The organism is Amycolatopsis sp. CA-128772 (genome assembly GCF_002904295.1).
Classification (GTDB): domain Bacteria; phylum Actinomycetota; class Actinomycetes; order Mycobacteriales; family Pseudonocardiaceae; genus Amycolatopsis.
The window spans coordinates 73,307-98,767 of the sequence record NZ_PPHG01000094.1 but is presented as its reverse complement, the minus strand read 5'-3'; the positions used below and the strand labels follow the sequence as shown (position 1 = coordinate 98,767).

General features: G+C 70.6%; 25 protein-coding genes. 16 read left to right on the top strand and 9 right to left on the bottom strand.

All coding sequences use genetic code 11. The annotated features are described in order from the left end of the window. Window positions 1-447 precede the first annotated feature (447 nt). The 6 genes from C2L59_RS42495 to C2L59_RS42470 all read left to right on the top strand — a co-directional run bounded on the left by C2L59_RS42495 (window position 448) and on the right by C2L59_RS42470 (window position 8,534). On the top strand, window positions 448-2,193 hold the full coding sequence (locus C2L59_RS42495; protein ID WP_103355244.1) for a glycoside hydrolase family 3 protein: 1,746 nt from the start codon (window positions 448-450) through the stop codon (window positions 2,191-2,193). Next, complete coding sequence (locus tag C2L59_RS42490; RefSeq protein ID WP_103355243.1) at window positions 2,190-3,455, top strand: exo-beta-N-acetylmuramidase NamZ domain-containing protein; 1,266 nt, start codon at window positions 2,190-2,192, stop codon at window positions 3,453-3,455. Before C2L59_RS42495 ends, C2L59_RS42490 begins: the two co-directional genes overlap by 4 nt. Before the next feature lie 11 nt (window positions 3,456-3,466). Beyond that, window positions 3,467-5,224, top strand: a complete 1,758-nt coding sequence (locus C2L59_RS42485; protein ID WP_233224003.1) for a serine hydrolase domain-containing protein — start codon at window positions 3,467-3,469, stop codon at window positions 5,222-5,224. Window positions 5,225-5,462: 238 nt separating this feature from the next. Continuing rightward, window positions 5,463-6,437, top strand: coding sequence for a MurR/RpiR family transcriptional regulator (locus C2L59_RS42480; RefSeq protein ID WP_233224002.1), 975 nt, complete (start codon window positions 5,463-5,465; stop codon window positions 6,435-6,437). Between the two features lie 23 nt (window positions 6,438-6,460). Continuing rightward, complete coding sequence (locus C2L59_RS42475) at window positions 6,461-7,390, top strand: N-acetylmuramic acid 6-phosphate etherase (protein WP_103355241.1); 930 nt, start codon at window positions 6,461-6,463, stop codon at window positions 7,388-7,390. A 52-nt stretch (window positions 7,391-7,442) separates the two neighbouring features. Further along, complete coding sequence (locus tag C2L59_RS42470) at window positions 7,443-8,534, top strand: HoxN/HupN/NixA family nickel/cobalt transporter (protein ID WP_103355269.1); 1,092 nt, start codon at window positions 7,443-7,445, stop codon at window positions 8,532-8,534. Here C2L59_RS42470 and C2L59_RS42465 read toward each other — a convergent pair. Continuing rightward, window positions 8,531-9,253, bottom strand: a complete 723-nt coding sequence (locus C2L59_RS42465) for an oxidoreductase (RefSeq protein WP_103355240.1) — start codon at window positions 9,251-9,253, stop codon at window positions 8,531-8,533. The two genes, C2L59_RS42470 and C2L59_RS42465, sit on opposite strands and share 4 nt — an antisense overlap. Further along, on the bottom strand, window positions 9,246-9,743 hold the full coding sequence (locus C2L59_RS42460; protein ID WP_103355239.1) for a phosphoribosyltransferase: 498 nt from the start codon (window positions 9,741-9,743) through the stop codon (window positions 9,246-9,248). Before C2L59_RS42460 ends, C2L59_RS42465 begins: the two co-directional genes overlap by 8 nt. A gap of 113 nt (window positions 9,744-9,856) precedes the next feature. On the opposite strand from C2L59_RS42460, the gene C2L59_RS42455 reads away from it, so the two are divergent. The 3 genes from C2L59_RS42455 (at window position 9,857) to C2L59_RS42445 (ending at window position 13,195) form a co-directional block, all read left to right on the top strand. Beyond that, window positions 9,857-10,459: a GNAT family N-acetyltransferase gene (locus C2L59_RS42455; protein WP_103355238.1), complete on the top strand. Its 603-nt coding sequence runs from the start codon at window positions 9,857-9,859 to the stop codon at window positions 10,457-10,459. A gap of 100 nt (window positions 10,460-10,559) precedes the next feature. Continuing rightward, window positions 10,560-12,542 (top strand): acetate--CoA ligase, encoded by a 1,983-nt coding sequence (acs, locus tag C2L59_RS42450; protein ID WP_103355237.1) that lies wholly within the window; start codon window positions 10,560-10,562, stop codon window positions 12,540-12,542. A 143-nt stretch (window positions 12,543-12,685) separates the two neighbouring features. Next, window positions 12,686-13,195 carry a DUF6319 family protein gene (locus tag C2L59_RS42445; protein WP_103355236.1) on the top strand — a complete coding sequence of 170 codons (510 nt, stop codon included), beginning with the start codon at window positions 12,686-12,688 and terminating at the stop codon, window positions 13,193-13,195. A gap of 56 nt (window positions 13,196-13,251) precedes the next feature. On the opposite strand, the gene C2L59_RS42440 is transcribed toward C2L59_RS42445, so the two are convergent. Then, entirely contained in the window at window positions 13,252-13,605 is a 354-nt protein-coding gene (locus tag C2L59_RS42440; protein ID WP_103355235.1) for a cupin domain-containing protein, read from the bottom strand. Window positions 13,606-13,722: 117 nt separating this feature from the next. On the opposite strand from C2L59_RS42440, the gene C2L59_RS42435 reads away from it, so the two are divergent. Then, on the top strand, window positions 13,723-14,451 hold the full coding sequence (locus C2L59_RS42435; RefSeq protein ID WP_103355234.1) for a VIT family protein: 729 nt from the start codon (window positions 13,723-13,725) through the stop codon (window positions 14,449-14,451). On the opposite strand, the gene C2L59_RS42430 is transcribed toward C2L59_RS42435, so the two are convergent. Further along, the gene (locus C2L59_RS42430) at window positions 14,448-15,905 is read right to left on the bottom strand and encodes a peptide MFS transporter (protein WP_103355233.1); all 1,458 of its coding nucleotides are present in this window, start codon (window positions 15,903-15,905) and stop codon (window positions 14,448-14,450) included. The genes C2L59_RS42435 and C2L59_RS42430 overlap by 4 nt on opposite strands. Before the next feature lie 187 nt (window positions 15,906-16,092). Here C2L59_RS42430 and nhaA point away from each other — a divergent pair, with 187 nt between their 5' ends. From nhaA to C2L59_RS42415, 3 genes are all read left to right on the top strand, one after another. Further along, window positions 16,093-17,292, top strand: a complete 1,200-nt coding sequence (gene nhaA / locus C2L59_RS42425) for a Na+/H+ antiporter NhaA (RefSeq protein WP_103355232.1) — start codon at window positions 16,093-16,095, stop codon at window positions 17,290-17,292. A 97-nt stretch (window positions 17,293-17,389) separates the two neighbouring features. Next, window positions 17,390-17,884, top strand: coding sequence for a phage holin family protein (locus tag C2L59_RS42420; protein ID WP_103355231.1), 495 nt, complete (start codon window positions 17,390-17,392; stop codon window positions 17,882-17,884). A gap of 7 nt (window positions 17,885-17,891) precedes the next feature. Further along, window positions 17,892-18,815: an alpha/beta fold hydrolase gene (locus C2L59_RS42415; RefSeq protein WP_103355230.1), complete on the top strand. Its 924-nt coding sequence runs from the start codon at window positions 17,892-17,894 to the stop codon at window positions 18,813-18,815. Here the strand turns inward: C2L59_RS42415 and C2L59_RS42410 are convergent. Then, window positions 18,802-19,890, bottom strand: coding sequence for an FAD-dependent monooxygenase (locus C2L59_RS42410; protein ID WP_103355229.1), 1,089 nt, complete (start codon window positions 19,888-19,890; stop codon window positions 18,802-18,804). The two genes, C2L59_RS42415 and C2L59_RS42410, sit on opposite strands and share 14 nt — an antisense overlap. Before the next feature lie 110 nt (window positions 19,891-20,000). Here C2L59_RS42410 and C2L59_RS42405 point away from each other — a divergent pair, with 110 nt between their 5' ends. Further along, window positions 20,001-20,882, top strand: a complete 882-nt coding sequence (locus C2L59_RS42405; protein ID WP_103355228.1) for a TetR/AcrR family transcriptional regulator — start codon at window positions 20,001-20,003, stop codon at window positions 20,880-20,882. On the opposite strand, the gene C2L59_RS42400 is transcribed toward C2L59_RS42405, so the two are convergent. Genes C2L59_RS42400 through nth form a run of 4 tightly spaced genes read right to left on the bottom strand, consistent with a single transcriptional unit; the run spans window position 20,879 to window position 24,102 of the window. Continuing rightward, entirely contained in the window at window positions 20,879-22,063 is a 1,185-nt protein-coding gene (locus C2L59_RS42400) for a MarP family serine protease (RefSeq protein WP_103355227.1), read from the bottom strand. The genes C2L59_RS42405 and C2L59_RS42400 overlap by 4 nt on opposite strands. Window positions 22,064-22,067: 4 nt before the next feature. Then, on the bottom strand, window positions 22,068-22,826 hold the full coding sequence (locus C2L59_RS42395) for a CoA pyrophosphatase (protein ID WP_233224001.1): 759 nt from the start codon (window positions 22,824-22,826) through the stop codon (window positions 22,068-22,070). Next, complete coding sequence (locus C2L59_RS42390) at window positions 22,823-23,422, bottom strand: TlpA disulfide reductase family protein (protein ID WP_103355226.1); 600 nt, start codon at window positions 23,420-23,422, stop codon at window positions 22,823-22,825. Before C2L59_RS42390 ends, C2L59_RS42395 begins: the two co-directional genes overlap by 4 nt. After that, on the bottom strand, window positions 23,419-24,102 hold the full coding sequence (gene nth, locus C2L59_RS42385; RefSeq protein ID WP_103355225.1) for an endonuclease III: 684 nt from the start codon (window positions 24,100-24,102) through the stop codon (window positions 23,419-23,421). The genes C2L59_RS42390 and nth overlap by 4 nt, the downstream gene beginning before the upstream one ends. A gap of 226 nt (window positions 24,103-24,328) precedes the next feature. On the opposite strand from nth, the gene C2L59_RS42380 reads away from it, so the two are divergent. Then, a complete protein-coding gene (locus C2L59_RS42380; RefSeq protein WP_013230551.1) occupies window positions 24,329-24,580 on the top strand; it encodes a hypothetical protein in 252 nt (83 codons plus the stop codon). Window positions 24,581-24,729: 149 nt separating this feature from the next. Continuing rightward, window positions 24,730-25,404: a Crp/Fnr family transcriptional regulator gene (locus tag C2L59_RS42375; protein WP_003081747.1), complete on the top strand. Its 675-nt coding sequence runs from the start codon at window positions 24,730-24,732 to the stop codon at window positions 25,402-25,404. Window positions 25,405-25,461 lie beyond the last annotated feature (57 nt).

The following is a 25,461-nucleotide window of genomic DNA, read 5'->3' as shown; positions in this document are numbered from 1 at the left end:
ATCTCGCGTGATCAGCGGGCATCAGCCGTGACTGGAGGGACGACACGCGTGCGCCGGGACGGGACTCGCGTGACTGGGGACGGGACTCGCGTGACTGGAGGGACGACACGCGTGCGCCGGGGCGGGACTCGCGTGACTGGGGACGGGACTCGCGTGACTGGGGACGGGACTCGCGTGACTGGGGACGTCACTCGCGTGATGGAGGGCGGAAGTGGGCGGGTCACTCGTTCGGCCGCAGCGTGGGGGCGGTTTCCTACCGATCCGGGTACGACTGGACCGTTCGTGCGGTCGGTCGATGGACAGCGCCGGATTCCGTGAGTAGCTTCCCGATACTGGCGCCTCCGAGTGGACTTCTGACGTCCCGACCGGCGCCCGCTACTTTCTGGGAGGCTGGTCGTGACGACCCGAAATCGGAGGTTCCATGCGCTCGCCCTGCCCGTTGCGGGGGTGCTCGCCTTCACCGGTGTGGGTGTTGCGGCCGCGGCGAGCGCACCGACGGTGAACGCGGATGCCGTGGCGGCGCAGGCGCTGCGGGGGCTGTCGCTCGAACAAAAGGTCGGGCAGCTGTTCGTCACCTGGGTGAACGGCAAGACCGCCGACGAGGTCAACCCGAAGAACCGGACCGACTTCGGCGTCGACACCCCGGCGCAGGTGATCGAGAAGTACCACCTCGGCGGGGTCATCTACTTCAACAACGACACCCGCGACAACTTCGACGATCCCGTGCAGGTCGCGAAGCTGTCCAACGGCCTCCAGAAGGCCGCCGTCACCAGCGGCGCGCACATCCCGCTGCAGATCGGGGCCGACCAGGAGGGCGGCACCGTGACCCGGATGGGCGCGCCCGCCACCGAGTTCCCGAACTCGATGGCCATCTCGGCCGGGCGGGACACCGGCCGCGCCACCAAGGCCGCCACCATCCTCGGGCACGAACTGCGGGCCGTCGGCATCAACCAGGACTTCGCGCCCGATTCCGACGTCAACTCCAACCCGGCCAATCCGGTCATCGGGGTGCGCTCGTTCGCCGGGCAGCCCGGCCTCGCGAGCCAGTTCGTCGCCGCCGAGGTCAAGGGCTACCAGGACGCCGACCTGCCGACCAGGACCGTCGCGGCGACGGCCAAGCACTTCCCCGGGCACGGTGACGCCGCCACCGACAGCCACACCGGCCTGCCGCGGATCGACCGCACCGAGCAGGCGTGGCGCGACATCGACGTGCCGCCGTTCAAGGCCGCCATCAAGGCCGGCATCGACTCGATCATGACCGCGCACATCCAGTTCCCCAGCCTCGACCCGTCGCTGGAACCGGCGACGCTGTCAAAGCCGATCGTCACCGGGAAGCTGCGCAACGAGCTCCACTACAACGGCGTCGTCATCACCGACTCGCTCGAGATGCAGGGCGTGCGCGAGCTGCACAGCGACGCCGAAATCCCGGTCCTCGCGCTGAAGGCCGGCGTCGACCAGCTGCTCATGCCGGTGCACCTCGACGTCGCCATCAACGCGGTCCTCGCCGCGGTGAAGTCCGGCGACATCCCGATGTGGCGGATCGACCAGAGCGTGCTGCGCGTGCTGAAGCTGAAGTTCGAGCGCGGCATCCTGTTCTCGCCGTTCACCGACCCGGACCGGGTCATGAAGACCGTCGGCACCCCGGCGAGCCTCAAGACCGCGCAGGACATCGCCGACCGCGGCATCACGGCCATCGCGAACGACGCCGGTCTCCTGCCACTGGCGCAGAAGCCCGCGACCGCGCTCGTCACCGGCTGGGGTGTCTCCACGACGGCGTCCCTCGCGCAGAAGCTGACCGCCCACGGCACGGCCGCGACGGCCTACCAGACCGGCCAGGCCCCGACGGACGCCCAGATCGCGCAGGCCGTCGCGAACGCCGGGAACGCCGGCCTGGTCGTCGTGCTGACCAACAACGTCGGCGCCTTCCCCCGGCAGACCAAGCTGCTCGACGCCCTCCAGGCCACTGGCAAGCCGGTCGTCGCGGTCGCCGCGCAGATCCCGTACGACGCCGGGTACCCGACCACCGTCAAGACCTGGCTGGCCACCTACGGCTACATCACGCCGACCCTGGAGGCGCTGGCCAAGGTGCTCCTCGGCGAGACGAAACCGGTCGGGAAGCTGCCGGTCGACATCCCGGCGGGGGCCGACCTGCAGACCGTCAAGTACCCGTTCGGCCACGGGCTGACCTGGTGAACCTCAACCGGCGCCACTTCCTCGGCGCGAGCGCGCTCGCTGTCCCCACGCTGGCGGGCGGCTCGGCCGTGGCCGGGGCACAGCCCGGACAGCCGGAAGCGGCGACGCACCCGGGCCGCGTCCTCACCGGCGCGGAGCAGCTGGCCGCACAGGGCTGGCGGGCGTTCAAGGGCCGCAAGCTCGGCGTCCTGTCCAACCCGACCGGCGTCCTGCTCGACGGCGACCACATCGTCGACTCGATGGTCGCGGCCGGCGTCCGGCCGGTCGCGGCCTTCGGGCCCGAGCACGGCTTCCGCGGCAGCGCGCAGGCCGGCGGCTCCGAGGGCGACTACACCGACCCGAGGACGGGCGTTCCGGTGTACGACGCGTACGGCGTCGACGCGACGAAGCTCGCTTCGCTGTTCACCAAGGCGGGCGTCGACACGGTCGTGTTCGACATCGCCGACGTCGGCGCGCGCTTCTACACCTACATCTGGTCGCTCTACACCGCGATGGCGGCCGCCGCGAAGGTCGGCGCCGCCCTCGTCGTGCTCGACCGGCCGAACCCGCTCGGCGGCCGCGCGGCCGGGCCGGTGCTCGACCCGAAGTTCGCCTCCGGCATCGGGCGGCAGCCGATCGCGCAGCAACACGGCATGACGGTCGGCGAGCTCGCCCGGTTCTTCGCCGGAGAATTCCTGGCGGCCGAAAAACCCCAGCTCGACGTCGTCCAGGTCCGCGGCTGGCCGCGGGACACGCTGTTCGACCGGACCGGGCTGAACTGGGTGCTGCCGAGCCCGAACATGCCGACGCCGGACACGGCGCTCGTCTACCCGGGCACCGGGATGTTCGAGGGCACGGTGTTCTCCGAGGGCCGCGGCACGACCCGGCCGTTCGAAATCATCGGCGCACCCGGGCTCGACTGGCGCTGGCGCGAGAAGCTCGAAGCCGAGCGGCTGCCCGGCGCGAAGTTTCGCGAGACCTACTTCGTCCCGACGTTCAGCAAGTTCGTCAACCAGACGTGCGGGGGTGTGCAGGTCAGCGTGGACGACCCGCGGGCCTTCGACGCGATCCGGACCGCGGTCGCCATGCTCGTCACGGCGAAGGCGCTGCACCCGGACGTCTTCGCCTGGCGCCCCGACAACTACATCGACAAGCTCTCCGGGTCCGACCGGCTCCGGACCATGGTCGACGCCGGCGCGGGCGTCGACGAGGTCACCGGCGCCTGGCGGGCCGAGCTGGCCGAGTTCGACCGGAAACGTCGCCGCTACCTGCTTTACCGCTGAGGGGGAGACTCATGCGTGCTAGGAAGGTCCTCGTCGCGGCCACCGGAGTGCTGGTCGCGCTGACCACCTTGACTTCGGGAGCCGGCGCCATCACCAGCCACGATCCGGCGGCCGGGCGGTTCGACCGGCCGCAGCAGGGGTTCGCCCCGCCGTGGACGACGCTGCGTGACGGCCGGCCACAGCAGGTCAACCTGGACCCGGCGCCGATCAAGGCGGCCGAGGACTTCCTGGCGAGCTGGACGAAGCCGGACGCCTCCGGGCACCCGCACTTCTCCGGCGCGGTCGGCCTGCTCGCGCACGACGGCGTGGTCGTCGACCGGTACGCCGTCGGCGGGGCGCTGCGGTACGCCGACGCCAAGGGCACCGAACTGCCCGCCGACCAGCAGGTCCCGATGCGCAACGACACGATCTTCGACATGGCGTCGATCTCGAAGCTGTTCACCTCGATCGCGGTGATGCAGCTGGTCGAGCGCGGGCAGCTCACCATCGACACCCCGGTCAGCCGCTTCTTCCCGGAGTTCGCCACCGGCGACAAGGCCGCGATCACGGTCAAGATGCTGCTCACGCACGTCTCCGGGTTCGACGCCGACCCGATCCCGTCGCTGTGGGCGGGCTACCCGGACATCCCGTCGCGGCGCCAGGCCGTGCTCGACAGCCCGCTGAAGAACAAGCCGGGCACGACGTACCTCTACTCGGACATCAACCTGCTCACGCTCGGCTTCATCGTCGAGAAACTGACCGGGCAGCCGCTGGACAAGGTCGTGCACGACCGGATCACCGCGCCGCTGGGCATGGTGGACACCGGCTACAACCCGCCCGCCGCGAAGCTGGCCCGGATCGCCGCGACGGAGTTCGAGGCGAACCCGCCACGCGGGATGGTGCGCGGCAGCGTGCACGACGAGAACGCCTGGTCACTGGGCGGCGTCGCCGGGCACGCCGGCGTGTTCAGCACCGCGAGCGACATGGCGAACCTCGCGCAGGCGATCCTGAACGGCGGCAGCTACCGCGGACACCGGATCCTGCGCCAGGAAACCGTGCGTCAGCTGCTGACGAACTACAACCAGCAGTTCCCGGACGACGCGCACGGCCTCGGCTTCGAGCTCGACCAGCCCTGGTACATGGGCGCGCTCGCGTCGCCGGTCACCGCCGGGCACACCGGCTTCACCGGGACGACGCTGGTCATCGACCCGGAGTCCCGGTCGTTCGCGATCCTGCTGACCAACCGCGTGCACCCGACCCGGAACTGGGGCTCGATCAACACCGCCCGCCAGGTGTGGGCGACGTCGCTGGCCCGGGCGATGGCCGTGCGGCCGGTCGCCGGGAAGGACGCCTGGACGAGCACCCTGGGTAACGCCGGCGTCGCTACGCTGAGCACCCGCCCGTTTACCACACAGAGTGATCAGGCCCGCGTCTCGTTCGCTGCCTTCGTGGATACCGAAGGTCCGGGTGATCCACTTCAGCTGCAGGCCAGCACCGACGGCGTTAACTGGCAACCGGTCACGTTGTCGGTTTCCGGACCGGGGGCACCCTCCGGAACGGTGACGTCGCTCTCCGGACACGGGCACCGCGCCTGGTGGCGGGCGGTGGGCACGCTGCCGCAGGGCGCGTCGGTCAGCCTCCGCTGGCGTTACAGCACCGATCCGAGTTACACGGGCCGGGGAGTTTCCGTGGACGGTGTGAAAGTCACCGAGAGCGGCCGATCACTCCTCGACGGTGAACGCGACCCCGCGATTTTCGTCGCGGAGGGTTGGCAGTTGAGCTCTCGGTGACCGGTTCGTCGCCGAACGTCGACCACAAGCCGGAATTTACCGTCCGCTTGCCGCTTGCACCGCGACACTAAGTTGCCAAGTCGTTAGCTTGACCTCGTTAACAAGGTTGACCCTGTTGGCGACTTTCTGGTCAACGATTAATCGCAAATCCAGATCCGCAGACACGGACGGGTTGCGATCGTACCGAAGGGTGTGGGTAGCCTTGTCGCAAATGCCAACGGTTAGTAACTTTCCGACGGTGAGTGATACCGAATCCGTGATCGGCCCGGCACAGTCCGAGCCCGTATCGGTCCAGACGACCGTGCGTGACGCCGACTCCAGCCCGCTGGTGCGGATCCGGTCGCTGCTCCCCGGCCTGGCCCGCGCCGAGCAGCGCGTGGCCAAGGTGGTGCTGGAAGACCCCGCGTCGGTCGCGCGACGCAGCATCACCGAGGTGGCCTTGGCCGCCAACACGAGCGAGACCACGGTGACGCGGTTCTGCAAGGCCGTCGGCGTCGGCGGGTACCCGCAGCTGCGCATCGCGCTGGCCGCGGACACCGCGCGCACCGAGGCCCGCACCACGCGCAACCTGGGCGGCGAGATCGGCCCGGAGGACGACCTGGCCGCCGTGATCGGCAAGGTCAGCTTCGCCGATGCGCGCGCGGTCGAGGAGACGGCCGACCAGCTCGACGTCGCCACCCTGGAGCGGGTGATCGAGGTCGTCGCGAGCGCCGGCCGGGTGGACGTCTACGGCGTGGGCGCCAGCGCGTTCGTCGCCGCCGACCTGCAGCAGAAGCTGCACCGCATCGGCCGCGTGTGCTTCGCGTGGTCGGACACGCACATCATGCTGACCTCGGCCGCGGTGCTGAGCCCCGGTGACGTCGCGATCGGCGTCTCGCACACCGGCGCGACCACCGACACCGTCGAGGCGCTGCGCGTGGCGCGCGAGCACGGCGCGGTCACCATCGCCGTGACGAACTTCCCGCGCTCCCCGATCACCGAGGTCGCCGATCATGTTTTGACGACCGCGGCCCGGGAAACCACGTTCCGCTCGGGAGCCACGGCGAGCCGGATCGCCCAGCTCACCGTCATCGACTGCCTGTTCATCGGCGTCGCGCAGCGGCACATGGACGCGTCGGTCAGCGCCCTGGACGCGACCAGGGACGCCGTCGGCTCGCACCGCTTGGGGGTCAGGCCGGACGGTCGTCGCCGTCCGCGGGAAACCGGCAAGTAATGCCCGGAGAAAAAGTGAGGCGCATGATGACCGTCCCCATGCAGGCGGTGCACGTCGATTCGCCGACCGAAACCCGCAATCCCCGCACCAAGGACATCGACCTGATGTCCACCGCAGGGATCCTGGGCGCGATCAACGCCGAGGACCGCACGGTCCCCGGTGCCGTCGCCGCGGTGCTGCCCCAGGTGGCGCGCGCCGTGGACCACGCGGTCGACGCCCTGCGGGCGGGCGGCCGGGTGCACTACGTCGGCGCGGGCACGTCCGGGCGGCTGGCCACGCTGGACGCGGCCGAGCTGGTGCCGACGTTCAACGTGCCGGGCGACTGGTTCATCGCGCACCACGCCGGCGGCGAGCGCGCGCTGCGCCACGCCGTCGAGAACGCCGAGGACGACTCGGCGGCGGGCGCGGCCGAGATGGCGGCGATGGTCCAGCCCGGCGACTTCGTACTGGGGCTGACGGCGTCGGGCCGGACGCCGTACGTGCTGGGTGCGCTGGCCGCGGCCTCGCGCCAGGGCGCCCGGACCGGGCTGGTCTCGGGCAACGCGAAGGCCGCGAAGCCGGCTGGGGTGGACGTGCTCATCGCCGTCGACACCGGCCCGGAGGCGATCGCCGGCTCGACCCGGATGAAGGCGGGCACGGCCCAGAAGATGATCCTGACGTCGTTCTCCACCGCGACGATGATCAAGCTGGGCCGGACCTACTCGAACCTGATGGTCAGCATGCGGGCCACCAACGCGAAGCTGCGCGGCCGGACCATCCGGATCCTGCAGGAAGCCACCGGCATGACGATGGCGGACTGCTCGGACGCGCTCACCGAGGCCGGGGGCGACCTCAAGGTGGCGCTGGTGCACCTGCTGTCCGGCGAGGACGTGACGAGCGCGTCGAAGGCCCTGCACACGTCCGGCGGGCACGTGCGGAAGGCTCTCGACACTCTCAGGGTGCGCGCGAGCTAGACCCTCACCTGTTCATCTGCCTAACCTCTCAGATGAGGAAGGGCGGGTGGCGATGGCGGGCACGACGGAGGACTCGCGGCGTGGGCTGTCGCGTCGCGAGTGGGTGTCGGTCGGCGGGATGGCCGGGTTCATCCTGCTGCTCAACGTCGTGGGCTGGGTGGTGCTGGCGGCCTTCGTCGCACCCCGGCACTACGCGCTGGGCACGTCCGGCGTGTTCGGGATCGGGCTCGGCGTCACCGCGTTCACGCTGGGCATGCGGCACGCCTTCGACGCGGACCACATCGCCGCGATCGACAACACCACGCGCAAGCTGATGGCGGACGGCCGGCGGCCGCTGTCGGTCGGGTTCTGGTTCTCGCTCGGGCACTCGACGATCGTCTTCGTCCTGTGCCTGCTGCTGTCGCTCGGCGTCCGCGCGCTGGCCGGGCAGGTCGAGGACGACGCCTCGTCACTGCACCAGGCCACCGGGGTGATCGGGACGTCGGTGTCCGGGGTGTTTCTATACGTGATCGCGATCCTGAACCTGGTCGTGCTGGTCGGGATCCTGCGGGTGTTCCGGCGGATGCGCCGCGGCGACTTCGACGAGGCCGCGCTCGAACGCCAGCTGGACAACCGCGGCGTGCTGAACCGGCTGCTGCGCGGCGCGACGAAGGCCGTGCGCAAGCCGTGGCACATCTACCCCGTCGGGCTGCTGTTCGGGCTGGGCTTCGACACCGCGACCGAGATCGGGCTGCTCGTGCTGGCCGCGGGCGCGGCGACGTTCGCGCTGCCGTGGTACGCGATCCTCGTGCTGCCGGTCCTGTTCGCCGCCGGGATGACCCTGTTCGACACCGTGGACGGCTGCTTCATGAACTTCGCCTACGGCTGGGCGTTCGCGAAGCCGGTGCGCAAGATCTTCTACAACATCACGGTGACCGCGCTGTCGGTCGCGGTGGCGCTGCTCATCGGGACCATCGAGCTCGTGTCGATCCTCGCCGAGAAGCTCGGCATCACGTCGGGACCGCTGGCCGCGATCGCTTCGGTGAACCTGGACTACGTCGGGTTCGGGATCGTCGGGCTATTCGTGCTGACGTGGGTCGTCGCGCTGGCGGTGTGGCGGTTCGGGCGGATCGAAGAGAAGTGGTCGGCGAAGCTGTCCGGTTAAGACGCCGCGTCCGAGATGCTCTTCGCCTCGCGCGCACCGGCTTCGAACGCTTCGCAGCAGAAGAGCAGCCACGCGCGTACGCCTTCCGGCGTCCCGCTCGCGAAGCCTTCGGCCGTTTCGAGGTACTGCGGGACACGGCGGAAGAACGCCACCTCGGGCACGCTCAGCGACTTCGGGTCGAGGCCCGTCGCGACCATCGTCAGCCGGGCCGCCGCACGCGCGACGACGCCGTCGGCGCTGCCGAACGGCTTGAGCGCCAGCAGTTCCCCGTGCACCACGGCCGTCAGGACCGGCCCCGGCACCGACGTCGCGCCGGTGACCAGCTGGGCCAGCAGCTCCAGGCGGCCGCCGCCGGAATGCGGGCGGCCCAACGCATCCGCGTCGCCGACGAGGTCCGCCGCGGCGAGGACGTGCAGCCGCGCCAACGCCTGCAGCGGCGCGCGGCGCCACGTCGGCAGCAGCGTTTCCAGGGTCTCCGCGACGCGCAGGGCGCCGGCCAGGACCGGGTCGCCGACCGCGCCGTCGGCGGGCAGTTCCGGGTTCGCGCCCTCGATGCCGGCGGACGCGCGGGCGGCCCGCACCGACGCCTCCGCCGCCGTCGCCGCGCCGCCGCGCAGGTTCGCCGGGAGGCGGTGGACCGCGAACACGGCGTCCTGGGCGGATTTCGCCGCCGCCGCGACGCCTTCGAGGTCGAGGAGGGGCTTCAGCGGATCAGGCATCGAGGACCTGGCCTTCGCGGGAGACCACGGGCGGCTGGACCGACCACGGGAAGTTGATCCAGCGGTCGGTGTGCCGCCAGACGTACTCGCACTTGACCGTCGAGTGCGGCTTCTCGTAGACGACGGCCGAGCGGACCTCGGCGACGTGCCCGAGGCAGAAGTCGCGGACCAGCTTCAGCGTGGCGCCGGTGTCGGCGACGTCGTCGGCGATCAGCACCTTCTTGCTCGTCAGGTCGACGGCGTTGGGCACCGGCGGCAGCATCACCGGCAGGTCGAGGCGCTGGTCGACGCCGGTGTAGAACTCCACGTTCATCACGTGCAGGTTCTTGACGTCGAGCGCGTAACCGAGGGCGCCGGCGACGAACAGGCCGCCGCGCGCGATGGAGAGGATGAGGTCCGGCGCGAAGCCGTCGCCGGCGATGGTGTGAGCCAGTTCACGGCTCGCCGTGCCGAACAGCTCCCAGCTCAGCTCTTCCCGCTCTTCGGCCATCGAGCCTGCCCTTCCGTCGTGGTCCGCCGAGCATAGGCAACGCGCGAGTGGCTTCTGGAAATGCTCCGAAACTGGCTATCCTGAGCAGCCAATATGCCCTTTACGGTGATCACGTGAGCGACTGGAACACGCACCCGATCCTGGCCGGCGAGCACGTCCGCCTGGAACCGCTGACCCGCGAGCACGCCAAGGGCCTGTTCGAAGCCGGCACCGACCCGGGCATCTGGGCGTGGCTCAGCCTGCGGCAGCCCGCCGACCTCCCCGCCGCCGAGCGGATGGTCGAGCAGGTACTGGCCGACCCCGACCGGCGGCCGTGGGCGCAGATCGACGTCGCCTCCGGCCGCGTCGCCGGCACGACGTCGTACTACCAGGTCGTGGCGAAGCACCGGATCCTGTCCATCGGGCACACCTGGATCGGCGCGGACTGGCAGCGCACCGGGCTGAACACCGAGTCGAAACTGCTGTTGCTCACGCACGCGTTCGAAACCCTTGGCGCGCAACGGGTCGCGTGGGAGACCGACATCCGGAACCTTCGCTCGCAACGCGCCATCGAACGGCTTGGCGCGCTTCGCGAAGGCATCCTGCGCGCGCACCGGATCCGGCCGGACGGCTCGTCGCGCGACACGGCCACCTACTCGATGCTCCGGCCGGAGTGGCCGGCGGCGAAGGCGCGGCTGAGCGAACGCTTAGTCACCGGAACTCGCCTGGCTCGGTGAACCGGCCGGGCAACGTGGGTGCAACCTTTTACAAGGCGGACTAACGTCGCTAGCGTGCCGCTAGCCGTCATGTCGGCGCACTACAGGAGGCCTTGCAACCATGACCGAGCAGTCCCCCGCCCTGGACAACCTGCTCACCGAGAGCCGCACCTTCCCGCCCGGCGATGATTTCGCTGCTCAGGCCAATGCGAAGGCCGATCTCTACGCCGAAGCGGATGCCGATCGCGAAGCGTTCTGGGCGAAGCAGGCCGAGCGGCTCACGTGGGACACGAAGTGGACCACGGTACTGGACTGGACCAATGCGCCCTTCGCGAAGTGGTTCGTCGGCGGCAAGCTGAACGTCGCCTACAACTGCGTCGACCGGCACGTCGAGTCCGGGCACGGCGAGCAGGTCGCGATCCACTGGGTCGGCGAGCCGGGTGACACCCGGGACATCACCTACGCCGAGCTGAAGACCGAGGTTTCCAAGGCCGCCAACGCACTCGCGTCGCTGGGCGTCACCGCGGGCGACGTCGTGGCGATCCAGCTGCAGATGGTGCCCGAGGCCATCTTCGCGATGCTCGCGTGCGCGCGGATCGGCGCGCTGCACAACGTCGTCTTCGGCGGCTTCTCCCCGACGGCGCTGCGGGCCCGCGTCGACGACGCCGCCGCGAAGGTCGTCATCACCTCCGACGGTCAGTTCCGCCGCGGCAAGGCCGCGCCGATGAAAACCAACGTCGACGAAGCGCTCGAAGGCGCCGCAACCGTCGAGAAGGTCATCGTCGTCAAGCGCACGGGCGACAAGCTCGAGGGCGAAGTGCCGTGGACGGACTCGCGGGACGTCTGGTGGCACGAGCTCGTCGACGGACAGTCCGAAGAGCACACTCCGGAAGCGTTCGACAGCGAGCACCCGCTGTTCATCCTGTACACGTCCGGGACGACCGGGAAGCCGAAGGGCATCCTCCACACGTCGGGCGGCTACCTGACGCAGACCGCGTACACGCATCACAACGTCTTCGACCACAAGGCCGGCGAAGACGTTTACTGGTGCACCGCGGACATCGGCTGGATCACCGGCCACAGCTACATCGTTTACGGCCCGCTCGCGAACCGCGTCACGCAGGTCGTCTACGAAGGCACGCCGAACACCCCGCACGAGGGGCGGCACTGGGAGATCGTCCAGAAGTACAAGGTCTCCATCTACTACACCGCGCCGACGCTGATCCGCACGTTCATGAAGTGGGGCGCGGAAATCCCCGAGAAGTACGACCTGTCGTCGCTGCGCGTGCTGGGTTCGGTCGGCGAGCCGATCAACCCCGAGGCGTGGATCTGGTACCGCGAGAACATCGGCGCGGGCCAGGCCCCGGTCGTCGACACGTGGTGGCAGACCGAGACCGGCGCGATCATGATCTCGCCGCTGCCGGGCGTCACCGCCGCGAAGCCGGGCTCGGCGCAGAAGGCGCTGCCGGGCATCTCCGCGAAGATCGTCGACGACCAGGGTGCGGAGGTCGGGCCCGGCGGTGGCGGGTACCTGGTGCTCGACAAGCCGTGGCCGTCGATGCTGCGGGGCGTCTGGGGCGACGAAGAGCGCTTCAAGGACACGTACTGGTCGCGCTTCAAGGAGCAGGGCTTCTACTTCGCCGGCGACGGCGCGAAGTACGACAGCGACGGCGACGTCTGGCTGCTGGGCCGCGTCGACGACGTGATGAACGTGTCCGGCCACCGCATCTCGACGACGGAGGTCGAGTCGGCGCTGGTTTCGCACCCGACGGTGGCCGAGGCCGCGGTCGTCGGCGCGACCGACCCGACGACCGGCCAGGGCATCGTGGCGTTCGTGATCCTGCGCGGCAACGCCGTCGACGGCGGCGAGGAGGCCATCCAGGCGCTGCGCAACCACGTCGCGAAGGAGATCGGGCCGATCGCGAAGCCGCGGCAGATCATGGTCGTGCCGGAGCTGCCGAAGACGCGTTCGGGCAAGATCATGCGCCGCCTGCTGCGGGATGTGGCGGAGAACCGGCAGGTCGGCGACGTCACCACGCTGGCCGACTCGTCGGTGATGGACCTGATCTCGTCGGGCCTGAAGTCGGGCAAGTCCGAGGAGTGAGCTAGCGTCTCCGAGAGTCAGAGCCCTTCCGGCTTCGCGCCGGGAGGGCTCTGTCATGACACCCCGTGTGGCACGAGTCGAACGCATGTTCTACGCTATGCCGCGAACCACACCCACTTCCCGGGCAAGGAGACGACACGACGATGACCGTGGATGTCCTGACGCACGACGAGGAAACGGCCGAGGCCCCGGTTTCCGCTCCGGCTCCGGCTGCTCCGGCTTCGGAGGCTTCCGAGGCTTCCGAGGTCTCCACCGACGAGGCGGCCGTCACCGAGTCCGCGTCGCCGGCCTCTTCCCCGGAGGCTCCGGCCGCCGAGGAGGAAGCCCCCAAGCCGAAGCGCGGCCGCCCGAAGGGCGCGGCGACGGCGTCGACGGCGAAGAAGACCCGCACGGTCGAGCTGATCCTGACGGTCACCGGCACCGCCGACGGCGAGTGGCAGGCCGAGCTGAAGAACGGTTCGAAGTGGGTCGCCAAGGGCCTCGAGATCCCGGCGGCGGCCGTGTCGCGCGCGGCGAAGGAGCTGCACAGCGACCTGTCCGGCCCGATCGACGAGGTGATCAACCAGGCCCGCGAGGCGCAGGCCGCGAAGGTCGCCGCGCTGGAGGCCGAGCTCGAGAAGGCCAAGCAAGCCCTGGCCGAGCTGGACGCCTGAGCTTTTTCCCGGGAAGCGCCCGGACCCGCGTTGGCGGGGCCGGGCGTTTCCGCTTTTCAGGCGATCGGCGGGCGGCCCGGTAGCGGGGACTTGAACTCCACCCACATCGCGTCCGTCAACGCCTCGACGTGGTGCGCCACTCCGCGCGGGTGCACCACCGAGTCGCCCGGCTCCAGCTCCCGGTCCACGCCGTCCACCGCACCGCGCAGGCGGCCCGACAGCACGTAGACGATCGAGTCGTGGTCGTGCGCGTGTGGGGGTGACGAGACTCCCGCCGGGTAGTGGATCAAGTACGCCAGGCCGCTCGCCGCGCGCTCCAACAGCCGGAAGCGGCCTTCGCCGCCCTGTAGCGGCAAGCCCTCCACCGTGACCAGTGGCTGCCACACCTGCTCTTCCATGCCGCCCATCATCGCCCGGAACGGCTGAGAGTCCACACAGGACCACTTAGGTAAGGCAGGCGTTATTTAGGCACGCCTGACAAAACCCCAGGTCTCGCCACCATTCCGCTTCCGTGTTTCACTGGTCCGGTGACCGAAACGATCGACGGTGACGCCGTGGAACACGCCCACGAACCGCACCAGGGGCTGGGCGGGAAGCTGAACTGGCTGCGGGCCGGCGTGCTCGGGGCCAACGACGGGATCGTGTCCGTTGCCGGGATCGTCGTCGGGGTGGCCGGGGCGACCACGGACAACACCACGATCCTGACCGCCGGCATCGCCGGGCTCGTCGCCGGGGCCTTTTCCATGGCCGGTGGGGAATATGTCTCCGTCAGCACCCAGCGCGACACCGAACAGGCCCTGCTCAGGCTGGAAAAGCAGGAGCTCAAGACCATGCCTGAGGCCGAGGAGCGCGAGCTCGCGCAGATCTACGAAGACAAGGGCCTGTCGCCGGAACTCGCGAGCCGGGTCGCTCGTGAACTGACCGAAAAGGACGCGCTGCAGGCGCACGCCGAAGCCGAACTCGGCATCGACCCGGACAACCTCACCAGCCCGTGGCAGGCCGCTTGGGCGTCGCTGCTCGCGTTCTCGGTCGGGGCGCTGCTGCCGATCCTCTCCATCGCCTGGGCCGGCGTCTCCCTGCGGGTGTGGGCGTGCGCCGCGGCGGTCGTCGTCGGCCTCACGCTGACCGGGTTGATCAGCGCGAGGCTCGGCGACGCGAACGTGGGGCGCGCGATCGTCCGCAACGTCGGCGTCGGCGCCCTCACGATGGTGGTGACCTACTTCGTCGGGGTGATCTTCGGGGTCACCGTGGGTTAGTGCACGCCCTTCATCAGCTTGCGGATGAACGGGATGCCCAGGAACAGCAGCACGCCGACGCCGATGGCGACCCCGCCGACTGTGCTGAAGTACGGCGCTTCGTCGTCGACGGAGTAGTACTCGGCGAGCTTGCCGGACATCGCGGTGCCGAAGGAGATGGACAGGAAGTTCAGTGCCACCATCTGCGTCCGGAACGCCTCGGGCGCGAGCTTCGTCGACAGCGACAGCCCCACCGGTGAGAGGCACAGCTCGGCGATCGTGAACACGAACAGGATGCCCACCATCGCCAGGATCGGGCTCGCGTTCTGACCGCTGCCCACCATCGGCAGGAACAGCAGGAACGCCGCGCCCATCAGCACCGTGCCGAGGACGAACTTCATCGGCGTCGACGGCTGCCGCTCGCCGAGCTTCGTCCACAACGCCGCGAGGACCGGCGCGAAGGCGATGATGAACACCGGGTTGATCGAGTTGACCCAGGACACCGGCATCTCCCAGCCGAACAGGCTCCGGTTCAGCCGCTGGTCGGTGTAGGCGGCGACGACCGTGAACTGCTGCTGGTACAGCGAGAAGAACACCGCGCTGGCGATGAACATCGGGATGAAGGAGAACACCCGGCTGCGCTCGACGCCGGTGATCCGGCTGCTGGTCAGGATGACCACGAAATAGCTCACCGAGATCACGCCGACCACCCACACGACGACGTCGGCGAGGTTGCCCGGATTGACGACGCCGGTGAGCACCAGGGCCACGACCGCGGCCACCAGAACGACAGCACCGCCGATCGCCAGCACGCGCTGGGACGCCGGCAGCGGGTTCGGCACCTCCTTGGCCTTGTCACCGAGGTTCTTGCGGCCGAACGTGTACTGCGTCAGGCCGAGCGCCATGCCGATCGCCGCCAGGCCGAACCCGAGGTGGAAGCCGACCTCGGTCTGCGCCAGCCCGGTCAGCAGCGGGCCGACGAAGCCACCGAGGTTGATGCCCATGTAGAAGATCGTGAAGCCGGCGTCGCGCCGCTCGTCGCCTTCGGCGTAGAGCGTGCCGACGATCGCCGTCGCGTTGGACTTCAGCCCGCCGCTGCCGACCGCGACGCACACGAGCCCGACGCCGATGCCGGCCAGGCCGGGCAGCAGGGCCAGGCTGAGGTGGCCGATCATGATCAGCACGGCGCTGTAGAAGAGCGTCCGCTCGGAGCCGAGGAGCCGGTCGGCCACCCACGCGCCGACGACGGCGGACAGGTACACCAGGCCGCCGTACGCGCCGACGATGCCGAGCGCGGACTCCTGCGCGAGGCCGAGACCGCCCTGGTCGACCCGGTAGTAGAGGTAGATCGGGAGGATGCCGAGCATCCCGTAGTAGGAGAAGCGCTCCCACATCTCCACGCCGAAAAGGTTCGCCAGCCCTCGTGGGTGCCCGAAGAACCTCGTGTCCTGCTGGACCTCGGTAGAGGTGCTCACAACTGTCGTCTTCCTTGTCGAGGGACTTCGTTGTCCCTTGGCATGTTAAGAGCCCAGCTGGTGACCCACCACCGACACCCGGTGTGGCAACGGCCATAACGGTCGGTGACCAAATGGACTAAAATCACGTCAAGGTGCGCCGGGAAGCCTGGTCGGCAACAGTGATCAGCGACCCCGAGGAGCTCCTGTGTCCCGCCCCTTCACCGAGTTCGCCCGCTACCTGCGCACCGAGACGACCGGCGGGCTCATCCTGCTGGCCGCGACCGCGGTGGCGCTGCTCTGGGCCAACTCGCCGCTGCGGGACAGCTACCACGCGCTGCGCGGCTTCCGGCTCGGCCCGGAATTCCTCCACCTGAACCTGACCGTCGGCGACTGGGCCAAGGACGGCCTGCTCGCCCTGTTCTTCTTCGTCGCCGGGCTGGAGCTCAAGCGCGAGCTCGTCATCGGCGAGCTGTCCCGCGTCAAGCAGGCCGTGCTGCCGGTCGTGGCCGCGCTCGGCGGCATGGTCGTGCCCGCGCTCGTCGCGCTCGCCGTCGGCTGGGGGACGCCGGGGATCGAACGGGCCTGGGCGATCCCGGTCGCCACGGACATCGCGTTCGCCCTCGGCGTGCTGGCGCTGACCGCGTCGAACCTGCCCTCGAGCGCGCGGGTCTTCCTGCTCTCCCTGGCCGTGGTGGACGACCTCGGCGCCATCGTCGTCATCGCCGTGCTGTTCACGACGGGCTTCGACCTGGTCGCGGTGGCCGTCGCCGTCGTGGCGCTCGCCCTGTACGCGTTCCTGCAGCACCGGCGGGTCCGGACGCCCTGGCTGTACGTGCCCCTGGCGCTGATCACCTGGGTGGCGGTGCACTCGGCCGGCATCCACGCGACCGTCGCCGGCGTCGCGCTGGGCCTGCTCACCCGCGTCCGCCCCGACGAAGGCGAGGCCGAGGCCCCCGCCCTGCGGCTCGAACACCGGCTCCAGCCGTGGTCGGCGGCCGTCGCCGTGCCGGTGTTCGCGCTGTTCGCGGCCGGGATCTCGGTCAACGCCGGCGCGCTCGGCAAGGTCTTCACGACGGCGTTGCCGCTCGCGGTGTTCGCCGGCCTGGTCGGCGGCAAGGTCGTCGGCATCCTCGGGGCCAGCGTGCTCGCCGTGAAGCTGCGGCTGGCGGAGAAGCCACGCGGGACGGGCTGGCGCGACATCGCCGCGTTGTCGGTGCTCGGCGGGGTCGGGTTCACGGTGAGCCTGCTGATCGCGGAGCTGGCGCTGCCGGGTGACGCGAGCGAACTGGCGAAGGCCGCGGTGCTGATCGCGTCCGCGGCGGCGTCCCTGCTGGCGGCGGCGTTGCTACTCCGCCGTAGCAAGGTTCACGCGGAAATGTCCGACGCTCCACCTTCCGGGGCCTAGCCCCGGACCCCGGCCGGGGCGAGCCCCCTGGACCCCCGAATGCGACTCGCCGTGACGCCGCCGCGCCCGGTTTCACGTCACATGGCACGATGACCCGGTGAGCAGCCCCAAACACGAGCGCACCGGCCCCGACGGCGTGGGGGCCGTGCCTTACCTCCCGCTGTCCTCCGCTTCCGACATCCCCGGCGACCAGTCGATCGGCCGCCTGGTCGGCGACGCGACCCAGCACATCTCCACCCTGGTCAGGGCCGAGATGGAGCTCGCGAAGTCCGAGCTGGTCGGCGAGGTGAAGAAGGGCCTCAAGGGCGCCATCTTCTTCCTGATCGCGCTGACGGTCTTCCTGTACAGCACGTTCTTCCTGTTCTTCTTCGCGGCCGAGGGGCTGGCCCAGTGGCTGCGCTACCGCTGGATCGCGTTCGGCATCGTGTTCGTCCTGATGCTGCTCGTCGCGGGCGCGGCCGGGTTCCTCGGTTACCGCAAGGTGAAGAAGTTCAAGGCACCGGAGCGGACCATCGCCAGCGTCAAGGAGACGGCCGCCGCGCTCAAGCCGCAGCGCGCGCCCGAAGGCGACTTGACGACCACGCGCGACTGAGTCGTCGTTGCACGCGTCCCCCGACCCGTCGATCGTCCGGCTCGACGGCCCGTGGGTCCACCGCGACGTGTCCGCGAACGGCATCCGCCTGCACGTCGCCGAGCTCGGCGACGGGCCGGTCGTGGTGCTGCTGCACGGGTTCGCCGAGTTCTGGTGGACCTGGCACCACCAGCTGCCGGCGCTGGCCGAGGCCGGTTTCCGCGCGGTCGCCGTCGACCTGCGCGGCTACGGCGACTCGGACAAACCACCCCGCGGCTACGACGCCTGGACGCTCGCGGGTGACGTCGGCGGCCTGATCAAGTCGCTCGGGGCGCGGCGCGCGCACCTCGTCGGGCACGCGTGGGGCGGCCTGCTCGCTTGGACGGTCGCGGCCCTGCACCCGCGGCTCGTGTCCTCGGTGACGGCGATCGGCGCCGCGCACCCGCTCGCGTTGCGCTCGTCGGTCCGCCCGTGGCGCGGGCAGGGCCGCGCGGCCGGGCACCTCTTCCGCTTCCAGGTGCCGATGGCCCCGGAGAAGTGGCTCGTGAAAGACGACGCCCAAGCCGTCGAGGACCTCTTCGGCGGCTGGGCCGGCCGCCGCTGGCGGTCCGCCCCGGACTTCGACGCCCACGTCGAAGCGTTCCGGCAGGCGATGCTCGTGCCCGGGGTCGCGCACAGCGCGCTCGAGTACTACCGGTGGGCGTTCCGCGCCCAGTTCCGCGGCGAAGGGCGCCGCTTCACCGACGCCGTCGGCGGCCGGATCGCGGCGCCGACGCTGCAGCTGCACGGCGCCGACGACACCTGCATCCTCCCCGAAACGGCGGCGTCGTCGACGCGCTGGGCCGGCCCGCACGCCGAACCGGAGATCTTCTCCGGCGTCGGGCACTTCCCCCACCTCGAGGTCCCGGACCGCACGTCGGCGGCCCTGGTGGACTTCCTCAAGCGAGACTGATCGCGTTCTTCGCCCGCTCCACCGACTCCTCCGACGCCGGTCCTTCGGGGTTCTCCGTGGCCAGGGCCTGGTTCAGCGCGACGAACGGCCGCATCCGCGTTTCGTAAGCCGCGAAGGCGTCTTCGTGACCGGCGCGGCCGAGCTCCTGCGCGAGGACGTACGCGCCGACCAGCGCGAGGCTCGTCCCCTGGCCGGACAGCGCCGAGGCGCAGTAGCCGGCGTCGCCGACCAGCACGACCCGGCCGGCCGACCAGCGGTCCAGGTGGATCTGCGCCATCGCGTCGAAGTAGAAGACGTCCGCGGCGGCCATCGCTTCGAGCAGCTTCGGCACCTCCCAGCCGACACCGGAGAGCCGCTCGATGATCAGCGCCTTCTGCTCCGGGACGGTCAGCCGGGGCAGCGGGTCCGAACCGAACCCGAGGGTCACGCGCAGCTCGGTGTTGTCCCGCACCGGGTACACCACACCGCCGGTGTGCTCGTGGCGGAACCAGGTCTGCCAGTCCTCCAGGCCCAGGAAGTTGGCCGTCGGGAAGATCGCCAGGTACTGCCCGAGGTGGCGGGTGAACTCCTCCTCCGGCCCGAAGGCCAGCCGCCGCACGACCGAGTGCAGGCCGTCCGCGCCGACGACCAGGTCGAACGTCCGGAAGCCGCCGCGCTCGAACTCGACGCGCACCCCGTGTGCCTCTTCGGTCAACGCCGTGATCGAGTCGCCGAAGACGTACTCGACGCCGGGTGCGTCCTGCAGCAGCGCGACGACGTCGTCGCGGAGCACCTCGAAGTCGGCGCTGTCGAGGCGCCCGCTGCTGTAGGTGAAGTCCTCGGAGCGGAAGAGCTCGTGGCCGGTCCCGTCCACCACGGACATCCCGCGCATCCGGGTGCGCAACGCCCGCATCGGCTCGCCGAGGCCGAGCTCGTCGACGACGTCGAGGGCGACCCCGCGCACGTCGATCGCCTGGCCGCCGGTGCGCGGGGCGGGGGCCCGGTCCACCACCGTCACGGCGAAGCCCTGCCGCGCCAGGAACCGGGCCAGTGCGCCGCCGGCGACACCGGCACCCGAGATGAGAACGTTCCGCATGGTTTCCTCCAGAGTCGTACGCTTGTACGCTCCACTGTGGAGAACCAGCAGTTCACCTGCCATTTCTGTACTAGCACAGATGGCTGTCTGTACTAGATCAGGAGCCCCCAGTGAAGTACGTGGCCATCGCCGACGACCTGCGGGAGCGGATCGCGCGCGGCGAGCTCCCGCCCGGCGCCCGCGTCCCCTCGACGCGCCGGCTCGCGGCCGACCACGGCGTCGCGATGGCGACCGCGGCGAAGGCGCTGGCCCAGCTGGGCCGCGAAGGGCTCGTCCGCGCCGAGCCGCGGTCCGGCACGGTCGTCGCCGACCGCGACCGCCGCGGCCCCCAGCGCGGCCTGACCCGCGATCGGCTCGTGCGGACCGCCATCGCCATCGCCGACACCGAGGGCCTCGGCGCGTTGTCGATGCGCGGTGTGGCGGCCCGCCTCGGCGTCGCGGCGATGGCGCCGTACCGGTACGTGCGGGGCAAAGACGAGCTCGTGCTGCTGATGGCCGACGCCGCGTTCGGCGAGCGCGGCTACCCCGCCGAGCCGTCCGGCGACTGGCGCGCACGTCTGCTGCTCGGCGGCCGGACGCTGTGGTCGCTCTTCCGCCGGCACCCGTGGCTGGCCCAGCTGGGACCGATCACGCGGCCGCTGCCGCTGCGGAACCTGGCCGTGCACGGCGAGTGGGCCCTGTCCGCGCTGTCCGAGCTGGGCGTCGACGCGGCGACGCTGTGCGACCTGCACGTCCTGGTCTTCGGCCACATCCAGGGCATGGCGGTCCACCTCGAGCGCGAGCAGAGCGCGCTGGCGTCGTCCGGCCTGACCGAGGACGACTGGATGGACCACCAGGGACCGGCCGTGGCGGCGATGACGGCCGGGCACCCGACGTTCACCAGGATGCTCGCGGACCTCACGGAAACGGGCTACGACCTGGTGCTGGACGACATCTTCGAGCTGGGCATGCGCGCCCTGCTCGACGGGCTGGCGCTGCGGTTCGGGCGTTAGGCCGCGCAGGAGCCGGTGGACACGTTCGTCGTCTGGGACGGGGCCGCGTCGACCTCGGCGCGGACCTGCTCGGCCGTCAGGGTGAAGCCCGTCTCCGGGTCCTCCACCGCCGCGCCGAACACCACGCCGATCACCTTGCCGTCCGGGGTCACCATCGGGCCGCCCGAGTTGCCGCTGCGGATCTCCGCGCGGACCGTGAAGACGTCCCGCTGCACGGTGTTGGCCTCGTAGATGTCCGGGCCGCGGAGGTTGATCCGGCCGCGCACGCGGGCCGGCGTCGCCCGGTACGGGCCGTCGAGCGGGTAGCCCAGCACGATCGCGCTGTCGCCCGCCGTCGCCGTTTCCGGGGCGAACGGAAGCGCCGGGGCCCGCAGCCGCGGCACCGCGAGCACGGCGATGTCGACCTCGGGGTCGAAGTAGACGACGCGGGCCGGGTAGTCGCCCTGCGTCGTCTCGATGCCGACGGTGTCGGTGCCCGCCACGACGTGCGCGTTCGTCATCACCCGCTGGGGCGCGATCACGAACCCGCTGCCTTCCAGCGACCGCGAGCACGAGCTGGCCGTACCGCGGATCTTGACCACGCTGCCGTGCAGCGCCTGAACGGTCCCGCTGCGCTGCAGCGCGGGGTCCGGCGGCGAGGTGTCCGCCGTCGGCGCCTTCTGGAACGGGTCGACGATCGACGGGAAGCCGGACGCGTCGAGCAGCTTGCGCAGCTGGCTCGGGAAACCCTGGGCGGCCTCCGGCATGGCGTCGTTGACCTTGCCGAGCACCACCGAGCCGTTGATCGCCTTGGCCAGCCCGGGCAGGCCGGACACGGTCGTCAGCGGCGTCGCGATCAGCCAGGCCACCACGAACACGACCAGGGCCTGCACGACCGCGCCGAGCGTCTTGTCGATGCCGGAGAGCTTGTCCGGGTTGATCTTCTGCCGCAGCCGCCGGCCGACGTAGACGCCGATCGCCTCACCGAAGGCGACCAGGAACACCACCGTCGCCACCGCGAAGGCGACCTTCCAGACGGGGTCGTCGAAGAACGCGACCACCACCGGCGCGAGCTTGATCCCGGCGACCGCGCCGAGCACGACGCCGACGAGCGACGGCAGCGCGATGATCACGCCCTGGTACGCGCCGGACACCGCCGCCAGCACGGCCAGCAGCAGCACCAGCACATCGACCCAGTTCACCGCGTCACTCCCCGCCCGCTACACGCTTTTCGGGGGTCCGGGTGGCGGAGCCCCCGGCCTGAGGCGGAGCCTCGGTGAGACACCGCGCCTGGAACGCGGCCAGCGCCTCGTCGAGGTCCCGGACGTCGCCCGGGTCCCACTCGCGTTCCCAGCCGCCCAGGTTGAGCAGGACCGACAGCAACCCGGCGGTGAACCCCCAGACGAACAGGCCGCCGACCTCGAAGGCCGGCCCCTTCCAGGGCGCACCCCGCTTCTTCACGGTGAACCGGTTGGCCGGGTCGACCAGGTCGGCGACGGCCACCCGCGCGACGGACGCCGTCTCGGCCGGGTCGACCGCGTGCACCGGCGACGGTTCGGCCCAGTGCGCCAGCACCGGCGTCACGGCGAAGCCGGACACCGGGACGAACAGTTCCGGCAGCACCGCGATCGGCCGGACGCCGGAGGGGACCACGCCGGTCTCTTCCTCGGCCTCGCGCAGCGCGGTGCCGATCGGGCCGCCGTCGCCCTCTTCGGCGCCGCCGCCGGGGAACGAGACCTGGCCGGCGTGCGAGCCGAGCGTGTCGGCGCGGCGCTGCAGCAGGATGTCCGGCTCGCCGTCGGCCTCACGCTCGCCGAAGAGGATCAGGACGGCGGCGGGCCGCGGGTAGGCGTTGTCGGGCGGGCTGAACCGGGTGAACGTCTTCGAATCGACCTCGCCGCTCACCTTGACCAGCGGCCGGAGCCATTCGGGCACCGATTCGGGTTCGACCAGTGGTCCGATCACGATGCCCCCTCGACTGCCGCGCGCACCTGGTCAGTGTTCCCGAACGTGCGTGGATTCGCGATGAACCGCACCTCGCCGGCCGCGGTGACCACGTAGGACGCCGGGAGTGACGAAGGCACCTTCAGCGCGGCCCGGACCGGCCCGGTCTGCCCGTCGCCGTCGTACACCGACGGCAGGTGCACGCCCAGCTTCGCCAGCAGGTCCAGGCCGTCCTTCGCCGGGCTCTGCACCTGGACGCCGAGCACGCGCACGGCCCCCGGCTGCTTCGCGTACTCCTGGAGCACGGGTAGTTCGGTCCGGCACGGCTCGCACCACGACGCCCACACGTTGACCAGCACCGGAGCACCGGCGACGGCCTTCCCGACGTCCACGCGCACGCCGTCGCCGAGGCAGTCCGCCGTGACGCCTTCGAGCTGCTTCACCGGCTGCGCCGCGCCCGCTTCCGGGCACGGCTGGAGCGCCGCCGCGGACCGCGCGGGCCCGAGGTCGCCGGCCGGCTGCGCGGCGGTGCCATCTCCCCCGCGGGGCAGCAGCGCGACGAGCAGCGCCACCGCCAGCACCGCCGCGGCCAGCGCCCACTTGGTGACTCTTGTCACCGGGGCGCCGCCAGCGCCAGGATGTGGTCCTTTTCCTCGCCTTTGACCAGCTTCGCGGCTTCGTCGAAGCCGGTCGGGCCGGTGCCGTACGACGGGCAGTCCTTGGCCAGCGGGCAGGCGCCGCAGGCCGGCTTCTTGGCGTGGCAGACGCGGCGGCCGTGGAAGATCACCCGGTGCGAGAGCATGGTCCACTCCTTGCGGGGGATCAGCTCGCCGATCGCGTGCTCGACCTTGACCGGGTCCTCCTCCGCCGTCCAGCCCCAGCGGCGGACGAGCCGGCCGAAGTGGGTGTCGACGGTGATGCCGGGGACGTCGAAGGCGTTCCCGAGCACGACGTTCGCCGTCTTGCGGCCGACGCCCGGCAGCGTGACGAGGTCGTCGAGGTTGCCCGGCACCTCGCCGTCGAAGCGCTCGACCAGGGCCGCGCCCAGGCCCATGACGGAGTTCGCCTTGGCCCGGTAGAAGCCGGTGCTCCGGAGGTACTCCTCCAGCTCGGTGCGGTCAGCGCCGGCGTAGTCGGCGGCGGTCCGGTAGCGCTTGAACAGCGCGGGGGTGACGAGGTTCACCCGGACGTCGGTGGTCTGTGCGGACAGCACGACCGCGACCAGCAGTTCCAGCGGCGTGGTGAAGTCGAGCTCGCAGTGGGCACCGGGATACACGTCGTCCAGGCAACGCTTCATCCGCCTGGCGCGTCTCACCAGAGCCAATCGGCTTTCACCAGCGCCCTCACGGGGGGCGTTCGTGGTGGCAGGTGGCACCCCGATAGCCTACGGGCGCCGTCGGACGAGCCGGTGACTGCACCGGTGGACGACCGACACGCCAGAGCACCACCTCGGCGCAGTTTCCGGCCGCCATGAGCGAGGATCTGGAGTAGATGCTTCCCACTGAGTCTTTTGGGGTCCGGCCATGACCGTCTGGTTCGTCATCCTGGTCCCCCTGGTGATCATGTTCTTCGCGCTGTTCATGGAACGCGTGGAGAGCCGGCTCAAGCACGTCGCGGTGCAGGAGAACGAGGTCGAAGAGTTCCTCGAGCAGGCGCAACCCAACGAGGTCAGGGCGCTCTACGGGCACGGCATCGGCCGCGCGCTGGAGCTGTTCCGGCTCCGTAGGCTGGGCGGACGGGCAGCCAGGCTACGCGCGCGTCGCGTGCGGAGTTAGGCTCCACGTTCGAACGAGATCGTTTCGGCGGACCGCGCGTCCGACGGGCGATCTCGGGAGTACGCCCTAGACTGACGCGCAAGTGATCGGCGTCACGCTCCGCCAGCCCCGGGGGAGCGCGCACGTTTCTCGACGAGGAGGCACCCGAGGTGGACGAAACCCTGGCCCGTGCGGGCATTTTCCAGGGTGTTGAGCCGGCAGCGGCGGAGGCGCTGGCCCAGACCTTGGAATCCGTGGAGTTCCCCCGCGGCCACGTCATCTTCAACGAGGGCGAACCCGGCGACAAGCTGTACATCATCCAGTCCGGCAAGGTGAAGATCGGCCGCAAGTCCCCGGACGGCCGCGAGAACCTGCTGGGCATCTTCGGCCCGTCCGACATGTTCGGCGAGCTGTCCATCTTCGACCCCGGCCCCCGGACGTCGAGCGCGACCACGGTCACCGAGGTCCGCGCGGTCACCATGGACCGCCCGGCCCTGCGCCAGTGGATCTCGACCCGCCCGGAGATCGCCGAGCAGCTGCTGCGCGTGGTCGCGCGCCGCCTGCGCCGGACGAACAACATGGTCGCGGAACTGATCTTCACCGACGTCCCGGGCCGCGTGGCGCGCGCGCTGCTGCAGCTCGCGCAGCGGTTCGGCAGCCAGGAGGCGGGCCTGCTGCGGGTCACGCACGACCTGACGCAGGAAGAGATCGCCCAGTACGTCGGCGCCTCGCGCGAGACCGTCAACAAGGCGCTCGCCGACTTCGCCCACCGCGGCTGGCTGCGGCTCGAGGGCAAGAGCGTGCTGATCCTGGACCCGGAGCGCCTGGCCCGCCGCGCTCGCTGAGTCTTCACGACAAGAAGGCCCTCTCGGTTCGCCGAGAGGGCCTTCTTGTTGTCCCAT